This is a genomic window from Paenibacillus lacisoli (assembly GCF_030580655.1).
Classification (GTDB): Bacteria; Bacillota; Bacilli; order Paenibacillales; family Paenibacillaceae; genus Paenibacillus; species Paenibacillus lacisoli.
Map to the genome: position 1 here is coordinate 49,409 of NZ_JAUQTB010000012.1, position 16,630 is coordinate 66,038.

Consider the following 16,630-nt stretch of genomic DNA (forward strand, 5'->3'; position numbering starts at 1 on the left):
GGGGGATTTCACAATGGCTGAGAATCACGTGGGTATGCAAGAGGAACCAGAAATCATTTACATTCCTGATGATGAAGGCAACGAGGAAGAGTTCGAAGTCATCATGAAATTCGAGGTAGACGGATCTGACTCGAAGTATATGATGGTTGCTCCGGTCGACGGTGACGACGACGAAAGTGAAGTTTACGCTTTCCGCTACGAAGAGGATGGCGACGACATAAAACTCTACGTCATTGAAGATGATGCGGAGTGGGATATTGTAGAAGAGACGTTCAATACGTTCCTGGTGGACGAAGATGAGGAAGAGAGCAAATGAGTTCATTCTCCAAAGAAGATGTGAAGTGGACTTCGGTGATCCGGGATTCGATGGGAACCGAGGTTGAGCTTCAGGATGAGCAGGGTAAGGCAGTCCTGTATACTTTGAAGGCTGAATTTCAGCTGGGCGGTCAGGGTTATGCGGTGCTGGGTCAGCCGAATGGTGAAGATGAGGTATTCCGCATTGTGGTTTCTTCTGACGGTGAGGTTGAATTAGCCGACATTGAGGACGACGAGGAGTGGGAAGACGTCTCCGAGCTGTACGATGAACTGACGTTCCCTGAAGAGTAAAATCAGGTCAAGACCGGAAGGGCGGAGATCGTGTCCGCTCTTTTTGGCTGTGAAGGAAGGATGGATGGTTGTTTGAGATCAAGCTCTGTACGCACAAAAAGAACTCGTATCGGCACATTCCTTCTAATTCTTGTGATTGTCATTGCAGCAGGCGGGGGCGCGTTCGTCTGGAATGCAATGCAGCCCGTATCCAGACAGGAGCAGGCGGTTGATTTCACTATTGACAAAGGAATGGGAACGGCGGCAATTGCTGACCGTCTGCAGGAGAAGGGGCTGATCAAGAATGCCCTCGTCTTCAAAGCCTATCTGAAATGGAAGCAGGCAGGAGGCAATTTCCAGGCTGGCACCTATGCTGTACAGCCCGGAGCCACATTCACAGAAATTATTAATAAACTATCAGCCGGGGATGTAGTAAAGCCGGATATGATCAAATTTACCATTCCTGAAGGCTACACGATAGTTCAGATCGCAGACAAGCTGCAGGCTGAAGGGATTGCAGACAAGCAAACTTTCCTGAAGCTGGCCAATGATCCGGCATCTTTCCATTCACCGCTGCTGGCCGGTATTCCCGCAGATGCGAAGCTGCGGTATAAGCTCGAAGGTTATCTGTTTCCTGAGACTTATGAGCTTCCTAAAGGCAGCACGGTGCAGGAGATTATTCAGCGTATGCTGGATCAGCTGCAGAAGGAGCTGGACCCTATTCCGGATCTGCAGGCCCTTCTGGATCAACGTGAGCTGACAATGCACCAGGCACTGACGATGGCTTCTCTTGTAGAACGGGAGGTTGTTGCAGATAAGGAACGTCCGCTCGTCGCAGGCGTGATTAATAACCGCCTCCAGCGGGGGATGAAGCTTGAAATTGATGCAACGGTCCAATACCTGCTGTACAAGCAGAAGGAACGCCTTTTATACAGGGATCTGGAGGTCGAGAGTCCGTACAATACGTACAAGTATAAAGGACTTCCGCCTGGTCCCATTGCAAACCCGAGCCTGGAATCTGTCAAGGCGGTGCTGGATCCGGAGAAAAGCGATTATTTGTTTTATGTCACCAAAAAAGACGGCTCACAGGAGCACCTGTTTGCCAAAACCTATCAGGAACATTTGAAAAATATTGAGAAAAGCAAGCAAATGTCAAAATGATGCTGCATGCTGAACTCCAGGAGGTGAGCGGCGTTATGGCTTATACACCCGAATTGCAGGCGACAGCGGCCAGTGTATCCGAAGCGCTTGAGATGATGGATGCTGGTGCCACTGCACTGCTGATCGGTGATGACCGGTTTGGCATGCGTCTGGCAGGTCATTTTACGCTGGAAGAAATACAAGAGACGACGAAGGCAGCCCATGCACGCGGCGTGAAGGTCATCGTGTCCATGAATAATTTGATGTCTAATGAACTGCTCAGAGAGCTGCCGGATTTTGTTGCTGCATTGGGAGAGATCAGTGTGGATGCTGTAGAATTTAACGATCCTTCCGTACTGGCAGCGGTCAAGGAGCATGCACCGAAAATTGCGCTGCATTGGAACGCAGAGATGACGTCCACGAACTATGCAACGGCTAACTATTGGGGACGCAAAGGGGCATCCCGTGTCGTATTGGCGCGTGAGCTGAACATGGACGAAATTACAGAGATGATTCCTCATCTGGATATCGAGGCCCAGGTCCAGGTTCACGGGATGACAAACATTTATCATTCGAAGCGTCAGCTGGTGGCAAGCTACATGACTCATCAGGGACGGCAGGTAGAAGGTAACCTCGGCAAGGAGCGTGGTTTGTTCCTGATCGAAGCTGAGCGCCGGGATGAGAAATTTCCGATCTACGAAGATAGGAATGGAACCCACATTATGAGCTCGGATGACATTTGTATTATTGAGGACCTTCATATCATGCTGAATGCAGGTGTACAGAGTTTCAAGATTGAGGGGCTGCTGAAGCCGGCAGCCTACAATGCTGCAGTTGTACGCGCATATCGTCAGGCTATTGATACCTATTTACAAGATCCTGAAGGTTATGCTTATGATGAGAGCTGGCTGGATGAGGTAAGGCAGCTGCAAGATCCTGAGCGGGAGCTATCGTTTGGCTTTTTCTACAAAGAGCAGGTTTATTAAGTAAGGGGTGAACATCTTATGCAAACCGTTGCAAAACGGAAATATACAGGTAAACGAAACCGTTTGGCCAAGCCTGAACTGCTTGCTCCTGCAGGCAATCTGGAAAAACTGAAATTCGCCGTTCACTATGGAGCTGATGCGGTCTACATCGGCGGGCAGAAGTATGGTCTGCGTTCGAATGCTGATAATTTCAGCTTTGAAGAAATGAAGGAAGGCGTAGAGTTTGCCAAAAAATACGGTGCAAAGGTATTTGTGGCTACAAACATTTATGCCCACAACGAGGATCTGCCAGGGATTGAAGAATATTTGAACAATCTCTATAATGCAGGAATTACTGCAGTCATCGTGGCCGATCCGGCAATCATTGAAGTCGCTGCGCGTGCGGTGCCCGGGTTGGAGGTTCATTTGAGTACACAGCAGTCCACCGTCAACTGGCAGGCCGTCAAGTTCTGGAAGGAAGAGGGGCTGCCGCGTGTAGTGCTTGGACGTGAGACAAGTATGGAAGAGATTGAAGAGATTAAGAAGCATGTGGATATTGAGATCGAAGCCTTTATTCATGGTGCAATGTGCTCTTCGTATTCCGGACGCTGTGTACTGTCCAACCATTTTACCGACCGTGATTCTAACCGCGGTGGCTGCTGCCAGTCCTGCCGCTGGAAATACGATTTGTTTGAGGATGCCCGTGATCAAGTATGGGTATCGGAGGAAGAGGCACAGGACAGCCGTGTTCTGCAGCAGTTCCGTCTCGGCGTTAATCAGCTGCCGCTCTATGAGGAGCAGGATAATGCCTTCACGATGGGATCCAAGGATCTCTGCATGATCGGCAGCATTCCGGATCTGATCGATGTAGGAATTGACAGCTTCAAAATCGAAGGACGCATGAAATCCATTCACTATGTAGCGACTGTCGTTAACGTGTACCGTCAAGCGATTGACAGCTATATGGCTGACCCGGAGAACTACGTGCTGAAGCCGGAATGGGTAGATGAGATCAACAAGGCGGCCAATCGTCCGCTGAATACAGGTTTCTTCTACGATACTCCGGATCATGAGGATCATATTTATGAAGCCGAAGATAAAGCGGCACCATATGACTTTGCGGGGCTCGTAGTGGATTACAATGCCGAGACGGGCATGGCGACCATCCAGCAGCGCAATCACTTCAAGCCCGGTCAGGAGGTCGAGTTTTTCGGCCCTAACGGGACGTTCTTCAAGCAGCCGGTTGGCACGATCTATGATGAGGAAGGTCAGGAACTGGATGCCGCCCGCCACCCGCTGCAGCGGATTGTAATGAAGGTGGATCAGCCGGTTTCCTATTTTGACATGATGCGCAAGAAAAAATAAGAACAGGCATTTGCTTATTCAGTAATTCAAAGGCCCCCTATATCGGCATAGGAGGGCCTATTTTTTATAGTTTTTTAGGAAAAAAGATTCATTTTATTTGCTTGTTTTGAAGAGGAAAACTAAGAAACCTGTCGAATTACCATTTTAGACCACATCACATGGTGATGGGAAATAACAGTGGTAGGTGACAGACAAATGGGGAGTATGAGACAGGAAGATACACTGCAGGGGGAGCAACAAGGAACACAGTCGGAGAAGTCCAATAATAAGAGCGGATTTAGCCTCAAATCGCTTCGTAAGAAGCAGCCGAAGGCAATGAAGGATAACGGAGCTGCGGAAGCAGGCAAGCAGGCAGACCAGCCATCTGCCAATAAAATCAAAAATTTGTTAAAAATTAAAACGAAAGCGGTATCAAAGGAAGGTGCAGAAGGAGAATCAAAACGCTTCCGGCTGCAGCTAAATCATTGGGGCCCGGCCTTACGCAATCTCAAAAATCTGGAGGCCCAAAATTTTCACCCTGGTAAATCGGTCGGAATCCGGTTATTTTTGATTTTCTTCGTGTCCATTCTGCTGTTCGTCGTTGGGCTGGGCGTCATGTCCTACAACATGGCCAAGAATACCATTGAGAACAATGCTGCAAGCGCTTATCAGGAAACGCTGAGTCAGACAGCATCCAAGCTCAGTCTGATTTTGGGACGTTTTGAAGATATCTCGACACAGACTTTGTTTGATGATGAGTTATCGACTCAAATGACCCAATTGACGAATAACACAAATTTAAGCGCTTACGACTCCTTCTCAATTATTGCTGACATCAACAAGAGACTTCAGAATATCGCATTTACGAACAAATCCATTGAATCGATCTATCTGGTGTCGTCAGATGCGGAGAAACCAATTTTAGGTTCCGGCAGTGTAACAGGCGCTGAAGGGATCCGTGATCAGGCATGGTTCAGCGAGCTCGTGGGGAAGAACGGGATTCAATGGATTCCAACGGCAGCAGATCAGAAAACGGATCCGACTTTCAAGCTCGCCCGTTCTATGAATACAGTAACAGGTAAGAAGACAGGATACGTTATGATTTTCAACTTGAAGTTAAGTGTACTGGAAGAGCAGTTAAGCGGCATTGATCTTGGCGAAGGAAGCATGCTGAACGTTATAACCCGGGAAGGCGGCATTGTTGCATCCAATACACCGGGTACTGCAGGCAAGAACAACAAAGAGATTCCAGTTCAGACAATGACAGAAGAAAAAGGGAATTCCAAGCTTACCGCTGATGTTGGTTCCGGCAGCAATGAATATCTTTCTGTCTACAATCAGATGGGTACGTCGCCATGGATTGTAACAGGCCTGGTGGCTACTTCCGAGCTGACCAAAGATGTTAAAGGCATCTTGTGGACAACCTGGATTGCTGTTGGGGTAGCAATTGTTCTGGCCGTTCTAATCGGGTTGTGGATGGTTCGCATGATTGCCAAACCTCTGGTTGTCTTGAAAGATCTGATGATGCAGGGAGCCAAAGGTAATTTGAACGTTCGTACTTCACATAACTCCTCGGATGAGATCGGGTTGTTATCGGCCAGCTTTAATGAAATGATGGAACAGATTACAGAGCTGGTGAAGCAGACGAACAGCTCGGCCCAGGAGGTACTGGATACAGCTAATGAGCTTGGGGATGCCTCCAAGAAGACGGCAATCTCAGCCCGTGAAATTGCTGTAGCCACAGAGGAAATTGCCAACGGAGCAAGCAGCCTGGCTATGGAGGCGGAGAAGGGCAGCAGCTACACGGACAGCATCGCCCGTCAGGTTCAGAATGTTGTGACATCTAATGAAGAAATGGGACAGGCTGCCCGTAACGTGGAACAGGTCAGCGAGAACGGTGCCCGCCAATTGGTTGAGCTGATGGGACAGACTCAGGAAACCGAGAATATGACACGCAATCTGGTCCGTAAGGTCGATTCGCTGAAAGAGACAACCTCTTCGGTGTTCCGGGTGCTGGAGGTACTGCAGAACATTACAAAACAAACCAACATCCTGTCTCTGAACGCCACAATCGAAGCGGCACGTGCAGGACAAGCAGGTAAAGGCTTTATGGTCGTAGCCGATGAAATCCGCCAGCTGGCTGACCAGTCCCGCCAGTCCATTCTCATGGTAGGCAGTATTACAGATAACATCATTAGCGAAATGAATGAAACGGTGGATGTGCTGTCCGAAGCATACCCTTTGTTCCAGAAGCAGATCCATTCTGTGAACAGCACCGGTGAAATCTTCCAATCGGTTCAGGAGCAGATGCGTGATTTTGTCGGACGTCTGGATTCTGTAACCGAATCGATCCGCGAACTGGACGAGTCGCAGGTGACGCTGTCGGAAGCTATGACGAATGTAAGCGCGGTGGCTGAGGAATCCTCTGCAACTTCACAGGAAGTGGCATCGCTCAGTAATGAACAGCAGCATGTCGGCAACCAGCTAGTACAGCTGTCTGACAAGCTGCAGAATGTATCCAACGGATTGCGCGAAACATTGACCCGTTTTACCCTCTAGGGAATAATTCCATACGCTGGAAAAGAGCCATTCAAAGCCTCTGCTTTGAATGGCTCTTTTTAGCTCATTGAACGGAACAGAACCGTTTGAATAAACAGGCAGAAGGACAAAATGATGCTAAAGCGGCAGGTAAGCACTCATCGCGGAAAGAGGGACAGCATGAAAAGACTGCATATGCGGCGGCTCAAACAAACGGCAGTATTCCTGACCATTGTATTCATCATCCTTATCCTACGATTAGGCTGGATCCAGTTCATCGCCGGACATCAGTCCGTTCCCGCCGGAGGGGTTGTCTCCAGGACATTGAATGATACGGCAAAGCTGCAGCAGGAGGAGGCGGTGCTGCTGGACCCAGGCCGGGGACAAGTGCTTGACCGGTTCGGGCAGAAGCTGACAGGAAGGGAGCTGCAAACAGTCGTTCTGTTTCCGCTGGGTTCCCGGAAACCGGATCTCCAGGAGGTTCAGAAGCTGGCGCCTCTCCTGCATACGAACCCCCAGCATCTGCTGGAGGTATGGACCCGCGCGATTCATCCGGTTATATGGAGAGAGGAGTCGGGGATGCCATTACAGTTGGAACCCGCCAGCATTTCTAAGGTCCGGCAGCTTCAGCTGGACCGGGTCGAGGTCCTTCCCTTCGTTCAGCGTTATGATCCGGTTCCCAGCGGCAGGCAGTGGCTTGGTTACCTGTACGAGCCTGCTAACGGCCGTTACGGTGTCCGTACAGGAGCCGCAGGTATGGAGAAGCTGCTGGAACCGCTGCTGAAAAGCAGCGGCGGAACCTACGCGCTTCATTATGTCAGTGCACAGCGGGAACGCCTTCAAGGTCAGCCAACCCAGATTGTAAGGCCGGACAATCCGTTTTATCCCCTGCAGATCCAGACAACCATTGATCTTGGCATACAGAAGCGGATTGAGCAGCTCACGGAGAAGGAGGGACTGCAGGAAGGGGCGATCGTCGTATTGGATGCGGCTACAGCAGATGTAGTGGCCATGGTATCGCGTCCGTTTTATCGACCATACCAGGTGGAACCGGCACGGGGAGATTGGGAGAATGCCGCCGTGAAAGCTTACGCCCCTGGATCCATTTACAAGATTGTGACTGCTGCAGCTGCGCTGGAAGCGGGCGTAACCCGGCCGCAGGAGCAGTTTGAATGCAAGGGAGAGTTTGGTAAATATGGTCTGTCCTGCTGGAAAAAAGAAGGGCATGGCATTATTTCCCTGGAGGAAGGGTTTGCCGAGTCCTGTAATGTAGTCTTTGCAGGGCTCTCAGAGCGCTTGAGCGGGCGTCAGCTCGAAGAGGCAGCCGAATCGCTTGGTCTAAACCGGCAGGTCGGATGGAAGGGAAGCGAAATCAGCGGACTGCATGTAATGTCTCATTTTGACCATGAGGAAAAGGGCAGAACATTCGAAGGAGAGCCTGTTGACGATGGCGGTATTCTCGCCCAGAGCAGCATTGGCCAGCGGGACACCGCCATGACGCCGCTCCAGGCTGCCAATCTGGTAGTGACCCTGCTTCATGGAGGGCAGATCCAGGCGCCGCGTCTGGTAGAGCGGATTTTATACAAGGACGGGAGTACGATGGAGAAGCTGCCGCGCCACGGATATCCTTCCCCGCATGGACGCATTTCACCATCCACCGCACAGACGATTCTGGGGTGGATGAATAAAGTAGTGAGCGAAGGTACGGGGAGGTCCCTGCAGCACACCCGGTGGAAGGTCGCCGGCAAATCAGGGACTGCTCAGGTACAACAAAAGGGCCGCTCCCGGACGAATCAATGGTTTATTGGTTACGGTCCGGTAGAGGCCCCCCGTTACGCTGCAGCCGTGCTCGTTCACAATGCCGATCCGGACACGGTGAACCAGGCAACGGCACTGTTCGGTCAGGTGATGGATTTATTAGCATCTTCTCCATCTTCATCGGTCCCATTAGACCGCAAGGTATCTTCGGGTACAAGACTTTCCTCTGCTGCCGGTCCGCGCTGATAACCCAGGATGAAGGGAGATTCATTAAATTCGTCACGGGGCAGCCGGATCCATTTTTGCAGGAAGCCCTGTTGAAGAAGCTCTTTGAGGGTGATCAACAGGATGGGTGACAGCACCAGTCCCGCGACACCAAAGATCGAGAGCGAGATCATCGCAAAAGACAGCATCAGATACGCTGACGTGACACCGATGGAGTTCCCGGTTATTTTCGGCTCCGCAAGCTGACGAACGAGCATCGTCACTGCCAGCAGTACGAGCAGCCCGATAGCAAGACCTGTTTTGCCAACGATGAACAGATAGATTGCCCATGGCAGCAGGATCGCCGGAACACCGAGCAGCGGAAGAATATCAAAGACAGCACTGACCAGTGCAACCGAGAATGCGTTGCCAGTACGCAGAATGAGCAGGCCGACAAATACGATAACGAACGTGATCGAGACGAGGATCATTTGTGCCTTGATGTAAGACCAGATGGCTTTCAGGACATGATTTTTAACAAAATAGAATACACTCTTGAGCGTCTTTGGTGTCTTCTCGCGGGCCAGACGTTTCCACAGCTCAATCTCCATACTCAGGAAAAAGGCCAGGATGATGGCGATCCCGAAATTTGTAATGAAGGATGAGAAGGAGCCAAGCAGACCCATGATGTACTTGAGGGCACCTGTAGCCCATGTGGATGCATAGTTGGTCGCAAGGGCAAAATATTCATTCAGTTTATCCGTCACATCCGGCGGAAGGCTCGACATGCGGTCCCGCAGGAAGGCAGTCAGGGAGGTGAACTCCTTCTGAATAATGTGAGTGTATTCGGGCAGACTGTCCGAGAGCTGCGCAAACTGCGAGATAATGATCAGACCTAAACCCGATATCAGTCCCAGGATAATCAGGACAAAGAGCAGGACAGATATGGCGGAAGCAAATGGCTTGGCCATTCCTTTCCGGTGAAGCAGCCGAGCGAGAGGCTCAATGCAAATAAAGACAAGAAAAGAAAGAAACACGGGCGCCGCAACCTGATATAATTTACTGAAGACGAACATGGTCAGATATACCGTTAATACAATTAAAGCAATATCAAATACGGTTCTCCAATATTTTTTGTAGAGTGGAAGCATAGTATAAACAACGACCCTTTCCTTCAGAGTAGGCATTTAGTGTCAGTAGATTATGATGGGAATCTAAATGCGGAGTGTTTTTCTTATTGTACATGACGGCTTTGTTTTTTTGAAAGATCACCCCAATTTTTTGGTCGGTTGTGTTAAAATAAGAGAGTTAGTGTATTTTTCATAGTACATTGGCAAGCCAAAGTCATGAAAGAAAAGTGGGGAATTAGACATGCAGACTTTGCTGCTATGGTTGTTTTATATTTCTTCTTTTTATGCTTTTATTCCTGGAATAATAAGCAGGTTATTCGGATTCAGGGTATTCCGCAAGGGCAAGAGTGACACCGAATTTTCCCTGACCTTCGATGATGGTCCCGACCCTACTTATACGCCTCAACTGCTTGACCTGTTGCAAAAATATAATGCAAAGGCCACTTTTTTTGTTGTGGGCGCCAATGCGGAGAAGTCTCCCGAACTCTTGAAAAGGATGTATGACGAGGGACATCTGATTGGAATTCACAATTATGTGCACCGGACGAATTGGCTGATGCGCCCCGGAACGGTGAAAAAGCAGATTGCCCGTACAGACCAGATTATTTACGATGTGACCAAGCATCATACGTCGTTCTATCGCCCGCCATGGGGAATCGTCAATTTCTTTGATGTAGCCAAGCGCAGCAACCGCCGCATTATTTTATGGTCTGCCATGTTCGGTGACTGGCGCGAGAAAATTGGTGCAGACCGGCTGACAGAACGGATGCTGAAGAAGCTTCGCGGCGGGGAAGTTATGCTGCTGCACGATTGCGGATCTACGCTGGGTGCGAATGAAGGTGCCCCGCAGCAGATGTTGATCGCGCTGGAGCGTGTGCTGATTGAGGCTGAGAAGAGAGGTCTGCGCAGCGTGACGGTAGACCAGCTGGCCGGCATCGTACCGGAAAGGGCAGCTTCCAGAGTATCGCCGGCCAAACGGGCACTGGTTCAGCTGTGGCTGCAGTATGAAAAGGTGTTTCATTATGTATTTCATCTGAAGGCAGCCAGCCCAGTGGATCCCATTCTTCATTACCGTCTGCGTGCCTATCATGGAGCCAGCGTTGACTTGGAGGATGGTACCCTTCTTGAGGATGGGGATCCGGTTATTGAGCTGCATTTTGACAACAAGAAGTTGTTTGAGATTGGTACAGCCTCCAAGACAGCGATGCATTTGGCGATTAAAATGATTCGTCAGGTTGAGAAGCAGCTGCCCGAACTGGCCGAGGCTGTATATCATGATCCTGAGCTGCGTCAGGCCAAGGCATTATACGGGGTCAGTATGATTAACCGGGGACCTGAACAATTTGGTTTTATGATCCGTGATCTGCCTCCCGGTATTTTTGCTGCCTCAACCAAAATGTACCTTAAAGTGCTGATGAGTGTCATTCACCCGGCAGGCCAAGAGCGCCTGAAGCAGCGTTCCCAGGAGCTGGTGCCCAAGATGATGCTGATGCCGAATTCTGTATTGATGTATCGATTTCTTAAATCCGGGTTTCAGGAAGAACCCATGTTAGCTTCTGATGGTGCACTGGAGCTGGCTGCAGGCCAGGAGCTGAGTGGTTCAGGTTCTGCCGTATAACCAACAGAGAAACCTTCAATTCTCTCCAATGGAGAGGGTTGAAGGTTTTTTTATGGAGATTATTAGGTTTGTATTTATAATTTAGGTATTTTTACCGATATAAAGGGTAGCAGTTATTCAAAACTAAGACTAAAGGATGAGGAAATATGAACCGTAACGATCAAATTATTCTACAAAGGAATAAGCTCATCAGCTATATGTTATGGGCCATTACGGCTATCAGCTGTGCGATTACTCTGATTGTGCCGAGCTTATTAATCTCCTCGACGATCTCCGTTATTTTCTCAGCAGCTGTAACTATCATGAACTTACGTAAAAAGTTCATACATAGCGTTCCATGGATTGTACTGACGGGTACTATTGTGAGTGGTGTTTATGTGAGCTGGGGATCCATCAGTACTGTACAGGGCATTTTGATCATCGCCCCGCTGCTTCTGTACCCCAACACCAAGTATTACACCATCGGTTTCTCAGCCCTGCTGCTCTTCTTCCTGGGCGAATTGGTGGTTGTCTCCTCCAAGTCGGTAGATCTGCTGTTCTCTGATCTGATCAATGTAGCGATGTTTATCGTTACCGGCATTATCCTGATCACAGTCTCCCGTCTGAACAAGAAGCTGTTTACGGATAGTGAAAGCCGTCGCGAAGAAGTGGAGATATCCAGAGTACGCGTAGAAAGTGTATTGGAGCGTGTCAAAGAAGCGGTCTCCGGCTTGTCCGTATTTACGGACCAGCTGAAACAGAAAGTTGACGATACCGGTTCCATTACGAAAGAAGTTACGGTGGGCTTTGCTGAGGTAGCCAAAGGGGTCGAGTTCCAGGCAAGCAGTGTTGCAGAAATTTCCGAATCCCTGACGTTATCCGATCAGCATATTACGGAAGTGGCCTCCCACTCCCAACAAATGAAAGAGCTGTCCGCGCAGATGGCCTCCATTACTAAAGAGGGCAGTGCGAAGATGGATCATTTGAATGGTCAAATGCAGGAAGTATATGACGTGGTAAGCCGGACAGCCGTTGATATGAAGGAATTTAATGCAGAGAGTGAGTCCATGTCAGCTATGCTGGATGGAATCTCAGAGATTGCCAATCAGACGAACCTTCTCGCGCTGAATGCAGCCATTGAAGCTGCGCGCGCCGGGGAACACGGCCGCGGATTTGCGGTCGTATCCGGCGAGGTTCGCAAGCTGGCAGAACATTCCGGTCAATCGGCTACGGATATTTCCGGAATTCTGCATCGCTTGAAAGGCCGGATTGAAGTGCTGACTGAGCGGTTCAACACGATCAGCATTTCACTGGAGCAGGGAAAGAATACGGTTCAGGCGGCTGATGAAGTGTTCCGTACCATTAACAGCAATTCGCAGCAGGTGCTGAATCAGGCCCAGGATATTGAGAGCAGTTCCACAACGATGAAGGAATCTTCGACCAAGGTCGTTAACGAAGTATCCGAAATTTCAAGTGTAACCGAGCAGTCGAGTGCTGCCGCAGAACAAATCCTGGCTAGTGTGGAAGAACAGCGTAATCTGACTCAGCGCATGGTGGACAGCTTCGAAGAGCTGGAACAGCTGATTGTAGGACTTCGTGAACTTGTGTCGGAAGGCGAAGAGCAGGCGGCGGTTCAGCAGCCGGGTGCCGGCACGAAGACAGCGCCTAAGTTATCGGGTGCAGCGGTTCCCGTAGAAGCATTGTCAGCATAAATAGCAGGGGAAGGCAGCAGGGGGACCTGAGGCTTTCCCCTTTTGTTATGCTTAGATTGAACATACGAATAACGCCCCAGGCCATGCCCGGGGCGTTATTCGTATGTTCAATCTATTGTATTCTCTGCTTGATTAGATTTTCATGACGCCGCCAGAGCTGGCATTCGTAACAAGCTTGGAGTAACGGGCCAGGTAGCCTTTTTTGACCTTCGGTTCGAACTCTTTCCAGTTGGCACGGCGGCGGTCAAATTCCTCGTCGCTGATCTCCAGCTGGATAGTACGGTTGTTGAGATCAAGTTCGATGATATCACCGTCTTCAACGAATGCGATTGGTCCGCCTTCTGCGGCCTCCGGAGAGATATGTCCAATCGAGATTCCGCGGGAAGCACCGGAGAAACGTCCATCCGTAATCAGACCAACCTTGGCTCCAAGTCCCATACCCACGATCTGGGAAGTTGGCGCGAGCATTTCTGGCATGCCCGGACCGCCTTTAGGACCTTCATAACGGATCACGACAACGTGTCCTTCCTGAATCTTACCGTTCGCAATTCCAGCCAGTGCGTCTTCCTGCGAGTCAAAGCAGATCGCAGGACCACGGTGGTACCCGCCGACAGATGAATCAACGGCACCCACTTTGATGATGGAGCCCTGTGGTGCCAGGTTACCGAACAGAACAGCCAGGCCGCCGCGCTCGGAATGCGGATTGTCCAGTCTGTGAATGACTTCGGTATTAAGAATTTCCTGTCCTTCCACGTTCTCACGGAGCGTTTTGCCGCTTACTGTGATGCAGTCCGGATGCAGAGCGCCAGGTTTCTTCAGCAGCTCGTTCAGTACGGCGCTCACGCCGCCTGCATTATGCACGTCCTCGATATGCCAGTCTGATGCAGGAGCCAGTTTCGCCAGATGAGGAACACGGTTAGCCACTTCATTGATACGCTCGATTGGATAGTCGATCTCAGCCTCATGAGCAAGAGCCAGCGTATGAAGCACTGTGTTAGTAGAGCCTCCCATAGCCATATCCAGGGCAAATGCGTTATCGATCGCTTCTTTGGTCACGATATCGCGCGGCTTCAGGTCCAGCTTGATCAGTTCCATCAGCTGCTTCGCAGACTGGCGGACAAAATCCTTGCGCTCTTCCGCGACAGCGAGAATGGTTCCGTTGCCCGGGAGAGCAAGGCCAAGTGCTTCAGCCAGGCAGTTCATGGAGTTCGCCGTGAACATGCCGGAACAGGAGCCGCAGGTTGGACAGCCGTACTGTTCCAGTTCAAGCAGGCTTTGATCATCGATCTTACCAGCCTGGTAGGCACCAACGCCTTCGAAGACAGAGGTCAGGGAGATGGAACGGCCGTTCTTGTCCTTGCCGGCTTTCATCGGTCCGCCGCTGACAAAGATGGTCGGGATGTCTACACGCAGGGCGCCCATCAGCATGCCCGGTGTAATTTTGTCACAGTTGGGAATACAGACCATACCGTCAAACCAGTGGGCCGAGACGACCGTTTCCAGGGAATCGGCGATAATCTCACGGCTTGGCAGGGAATAACGCATTCCGATATGTCCCATCGCAATTCCGTCGTCGACACCGATCGTATTAAACTCAAAAGGAACCCCGCCGGCTTCACGGATCGCTTCTTTTACGATTTTACCAAACTCTTGAAGATGAACATGGCCGGGCACGATATCAATGTAGGAGTTGCAGACCGCGATGAACGGCTTGCCGAAATCCTCTTCTTTGACACCGGCAGCGCGCAGCAGACTGCGGTGTGGTGCACGGTCAAAACCTTTTTTTATCATGTCGGAGCGCATTTTTTTTGGTGCTGTCATGATTTCGTTCCCCCTCGATCGGTGTGTTGGTGTAACGCTTTAAACGACTATAATCCAACAGTTATTTTCTAAAGAGTCTATCATAACTGGGAAGGTTTTTCTAGCAATATCGACAATTTCAGTGTTTTGCTTAAAACGCATACACGGGCTTCTGATCGAAGCAGCTCCAGAAGGCCGGATTAGAAAGAAAGCCCGGACATTAAAAAGAGCCTGCAGCAGCGGTTTCGCTGCTGCAGGCTCTCCTGCGCCAATGGCAAGGGATTAGTTTTGTCCGCCCTTACGGCCAATTTCCCTGTAAAAGTCTTTGTCATGGGAATCAGCTGTAGACTCTCCGCCTTTTCTGCCAATCTCCTGATAGAATTCCTTGTCATGAGACTCAGAAGTGGCTTCGCCGCCCTTTCTGCCGATTTCCTGGTAAAATTCCTTATCATGCTTTTTGGAAGTGGCCTCGCCGCCCATCCGACCTGCTTCTTCACGACTCATTTTACCGTTGTTATTACGTGCCATAACAAATCACTCCTTATAGATTAAGTTGTTTTTTGTAGCGCGCATCTTTTATTTACCACGGTTGGATAAAATGAATCAAAGCGCATAAGGAAACAATTTGCTTCATGACCTCCTTGACCTTGGGACAGGCAGCTGAAACGGACAGCGCGGACCCAAGGTCTACGAGGCGGAGTGCCGTGCAGGAATTCGAATCCAGCCAGCGAGTCGTCCAACCTCCGGTTCGATCACCAGATGCACCGCTCTGCGTACAGGCCGCTGTGTGAGCAGCAGGGTCATCAGCACCGCTCCCGCTATTACCGCAGCCGCCCCGGCAGCCGTATAAATCGAATTGTACATACCGCTGGCCGCTGCCGCCCGGATAATCAGGCCGTGCAGCAGAAAGACATACAGCGTCCGGCGGCCCATTTCGGTAACGGCTCCTGCGGCGAGCGGGACCAAGCCGATAAAAGCGATACTGCACCCGGCCTGCAGCCCGTAGACACCAATCCGATAGACGCCGGCAAACCATTCATGATGGCCCAGCTGTCCAAACGTCATGCTGCCATAGAGCCAGCCGGCAGGGATTTTACTGAACAGCAGTCCGCTGAACAGCAGCAGCGCTGCTGAGGTACTTCCGGCCGCAAGGCGACGCCCCGGTGTAAGCCAGCGGGCTATTTTCGCATAGGAGAGATGATAACCCAGCATAAAAAAGGGCAGAAAGACGAATGTCCGGCTGACACTGAGCCATATCCCTTCTACCGGCAGATATCCGACCAGGACGCCTAATAGTGCCGACACAGCGATCTGTACAGCAGGCACCAGACCGAGACGCTGCATGCCTAACAGTAGAAGACGCCAGCAAAAGTGACTCGCCAGGAACCAGAGCAGCAGGTAAGGTGCGAAGAAAGAGCGGTGAATGTGCGGAACCTGGAAGACAAGCTGATCCAGTATGGAATACACCGATTGAAAAATGACATACTGCACAGCAATCTGGAGGAGAACCTGCTTTCCTTTGCCTCCTGACAGACTGCTTTTGGCAAAATAACCTGTAACCCATACAAACAAAGGCATATGAAATGTAAAAATCCACTGGTACAGCTGCTGCATGGGCGCTACCTGTGTCAGCAGCGGCTCAATCGCATTCCCTACAAATACACATAAAATCAACAGAAAACGCAGGTTCAGAAAAAAGGTTTCCCCCTGGTCATGCTGCCTGCTGTTCATGATACATTCCCCCCAAAGAGATTCCGGCGTCGAGCCGCCGGCTCTATATCTCTACCTGTTCGTTTTATATCCGCATAGAGAGACTTAATGAAATCCTCAGTACCAAGGTACACCTGGCTGACATAT

13 protein-coding genes are annotated in these 16,630 nt (G+C 50.4%); 9 read left to right on the plus strand and 4 right to left on the minus strand.

The genetic code is table 11. From position 1 onward, the window contains the following. Positions 1-13 precede the first annotated feature (13 nt). The 7 genes from Q5741_RS17115 (at position 14) to Q5741_RS17145 (ending at position 8,576) form a co-directional block, all read left to right on the plus strand. Positions 14-316, plus strand: a complete 303-nt coding sequence (locus tag Q5741_RS17115; RefSeq protein ID WP_305025338.1) for a DUF1292 domain-containing protein — start codon at positions 14-16, stop codon at positions 314-316. After that, positions 313-606 (plus strand): DUF1292 domain-containing protein, encoded by a 294-nt coding sequence (locus Q5741_RS17120; protein ID WP_305025339.1) that lies wholly within the window; start codon positions 313-315, stop codon positions 604-606. Before Q5741_RS17115 ends, Q5741_RS17120 begins: the two co-directional genes overlap by 4 nt. Positions 607-678: 72 nt before the next feature. Next, the gene (mltG, locus tag Q5741_RS17125) at positions 679-1,746 is read left to right on the plus strand and encodes an endolytic transglycosylase MltG (protein WP_305025340.1); all 1,068 of its coding nucleotides are present in this window, start codon (positions 679-681) and stop codon (positions 1,744-1,746) included. A 35-nt stretch (positions 1,747-1,781) separates the two neighbouring features. Continuing rightward, complete coding sequence (locus tag Q5741_RS17130; RefSeq protein WP_305025341.1) at positions 1,782-2,711, plus strand: peptidase U32 family protein; 930 nt, start codon at positions 1,782-1,784, stop codon at positions 2,709-2,711. Positions 2,712-2,729: 18 nt separating this feature from the next. Beyond that, a complete protein-coding gene (locus Q5741_RS17135; RefSeq protein WP_305025342.1) occupies positions 2,730-4,055 on the plus strand; it encodes a peptidase U32 family protein in 1,326 nt (441 codons plus the stop codon). A 195-nt stretch (positions 4,056-4,250) separates the two neighbouring features. Beyond that, positions 4,251-6,593, plus strand: a complete 2,343-nt coding sequence (locus Q5741_RS17140; protein WP_305025343.1) for a methyl-accepting chemotaxis protein — start codon at positions 4,251-4,253, stop codon at positions 6,591-6,593. A gap of 159 nt (positions 6,594-6,752) precedes the next feature. Beyond that, positions 6,753-8,576 (plus strand): peptidoglycan D,D-transpeptidase FtsI family protein, encoded by a 1,824-nt coding sequence (locus Q5741_RS17145; RefSeq protein WP_305025344.1) that lies wholly within the window; start codon positions 6,753-6,755, stop codon positions 8,574-8,576. On the opposite strand, the gene Q5741_RS17150 is transcribed toward Q5741_RS17145, so the two are convergent. Continuing rightward, positions 8,474-9,721, minus strand: coding sequence for an AI-2E family transporter (locus Q5741_RS17150; RefSeq protein ID WP_407074378.1), 1,248 nt, complete (start codon positions 9,719-9,721; stop codon positions 8,474-8,476). The two genes, Q5741_RS17145 and Q5741_RS17150, sit on opposite strands and share 103 nt — an antisense overlap. Positions 9,722-9,905: 184 nt before the next feature. Here Q5741_RS17150 and Q5741_RS17155 point away from each other — a divergent pair, with 184 nt between their 5' ends. Then, positions 9,906-11,282 (plus strand): polysaccharide deacetylase family protein, encoded by a 1,377-nt coding sequence (locus Q5741_RS17155; protein WP_305025345.1) that lies wholly within the window; start codon positions 9,906-9,908, stop codon positions 11,280-11,282. A gap of 146 nt (positions 11,283-11,428) precedes the next feature. Continuing rightward, the gene (locus Q5741_RS17160) at positions 11,429-12,973 is read left to right on the plus strand and encodes a methyl-accepting chemotaxis protein (RefSeq protein WP_305025346.1); all 1,545 of its coding nucleotides are present in this window, start codon (positions 11,429-11,431) and stop codon (positions 12,971-12,973) included. 132 nt (positions 12,974-13,105) lie between these two features. Here the strand turns inward: Q5741_RS17160 and ilvD are convergent, their stop codons facing one another. The 3 genes from ilvD to Q5741_RS17175 form a co-directional block, all read right to left on the minus strand. Beyond that, positions 13,106-14,794, minus strand: a complete 1,689-nt coding sequence (gene ilvD, locus Q5741_RS17165; protein ID WP_305025347.1) for a dihydroxy-acid dehydratase — start codon at positions 14,792-14,794, stop codon at positions 13,106-13,108. 261 nt (positions 14,795-15,055) lie between these two features. After that, the gene (locus Q5741_RS17170; RefSeq protein WP_407074379.1) at positions 15,056-15,301 is read right to left on the minus strand and encodes a KGG domain-containing protein; all 246 of its coding nucleotides are present in this window, start codon (positions 15,299-15,301) and stop codon (positions 15,056-15,058) included. Between the two features lie 159 nt (positions 15,302-15,460). After that, positions 15,461-16,504 (minus strand): acyltransferase family protein, encoded by a 1,044-nt coding sequence (locus tag Q5741_RS17175; RefSeq protein ID WP_305025348.1) that lies wholly within the window; start codon positions 16,502-16,504, stop codon positions 15,461-15,463. Positions 16,505-16,630 lie beyond the last annotated feature (126 nt).

Excerpts from the sequence above, each read along its gene's own strand:
- Q5741_RS17115 (WP_305025338.1), top strand. The coding sequence starts at position 14 with ATGGCTGAGAATCACGTGGGTATGCAAGAGGAACCAGAAATCATTTAC.
- Q5741_RS17120 (WP_305025339.1), top strand. The coding sequence starts at position 313 with ATGAGTTCATTCTCCAAAGAAGATGTGAAGTGGACTTCGGTGATCCGG.
- Q5741_RS17130 (WP_305025341.1), top strand. The coding sequence starts at position 1,782 with ATGGCTTATACACCCGAATTGCAGGCGACAGCGGCCAGTGTATCCGAA.
- Q5741_RS17135 (WP_305025342.1), top strand. The coding sequence starts at position 2,730 with ATGCAAACCGTTGCAAAACGGAAATATACAGGTAAACGAAACCGTTTG.
- Q5741_RS17140 (WP_305025343.1), top strand. The coding sequence starts at position 4,251 with ATGGGGAGTATGAGACAGGAAGATACACTGCAGGGGGAGCAACAAGGA.
- Q5741_RS17145 (WP_305025344.1), top strand. The coding sequence starts at position 6,753 with ATGAAAAGACTGCATATGCGGCGGCTCAAACAAACGGCAGTATTCCTG.
- Q5741_RS17150 (WP_407074378.1), bottom strand. The coding sequence starts at position 9,721 with ATGCCTACTCTGAAGGAAAGGGTCGTTGTTTATACTATGCTTCCACTC.
- Q5741_RS17155 (WP_305025345.1), top strand. The coding sequence starts at position 9,906 with ATGCAGACTTTGCTGCTATGGTTGTTTTATATTTCTTCTTTTTATGCT.
- Q5741_RS17160 (WP_305025346.1), top strand. The coding sequence starts at position 11,429 with ATGAACCGTAACGATCAAATTATTCTACAAAGGAATAAGCTCATCAGC.
- ilvD (WP_305025347.1), bottom strand. The coding sequence starts at position 14,794 with ATGACAGCACCAAAAAAAATGCGCTCCGACATGATAAAAAAAGGTTTT.
- Q5741_RS17170 (WP_407074379.1), bottom strand. The coding sequence starts at position 15,301 with ATGGCACGTAATAACAACGGTAAAATGAGTCGTGAAGAAGCAGGTCGG.
- Q5741_RS17175 (WP_305025348.1), bottom strand. The coding sequence starts at position 16,504 with ATGAACAGCAGGCAGCATGACCAGGGGGAAACCTTTTTTCTGAACCTG.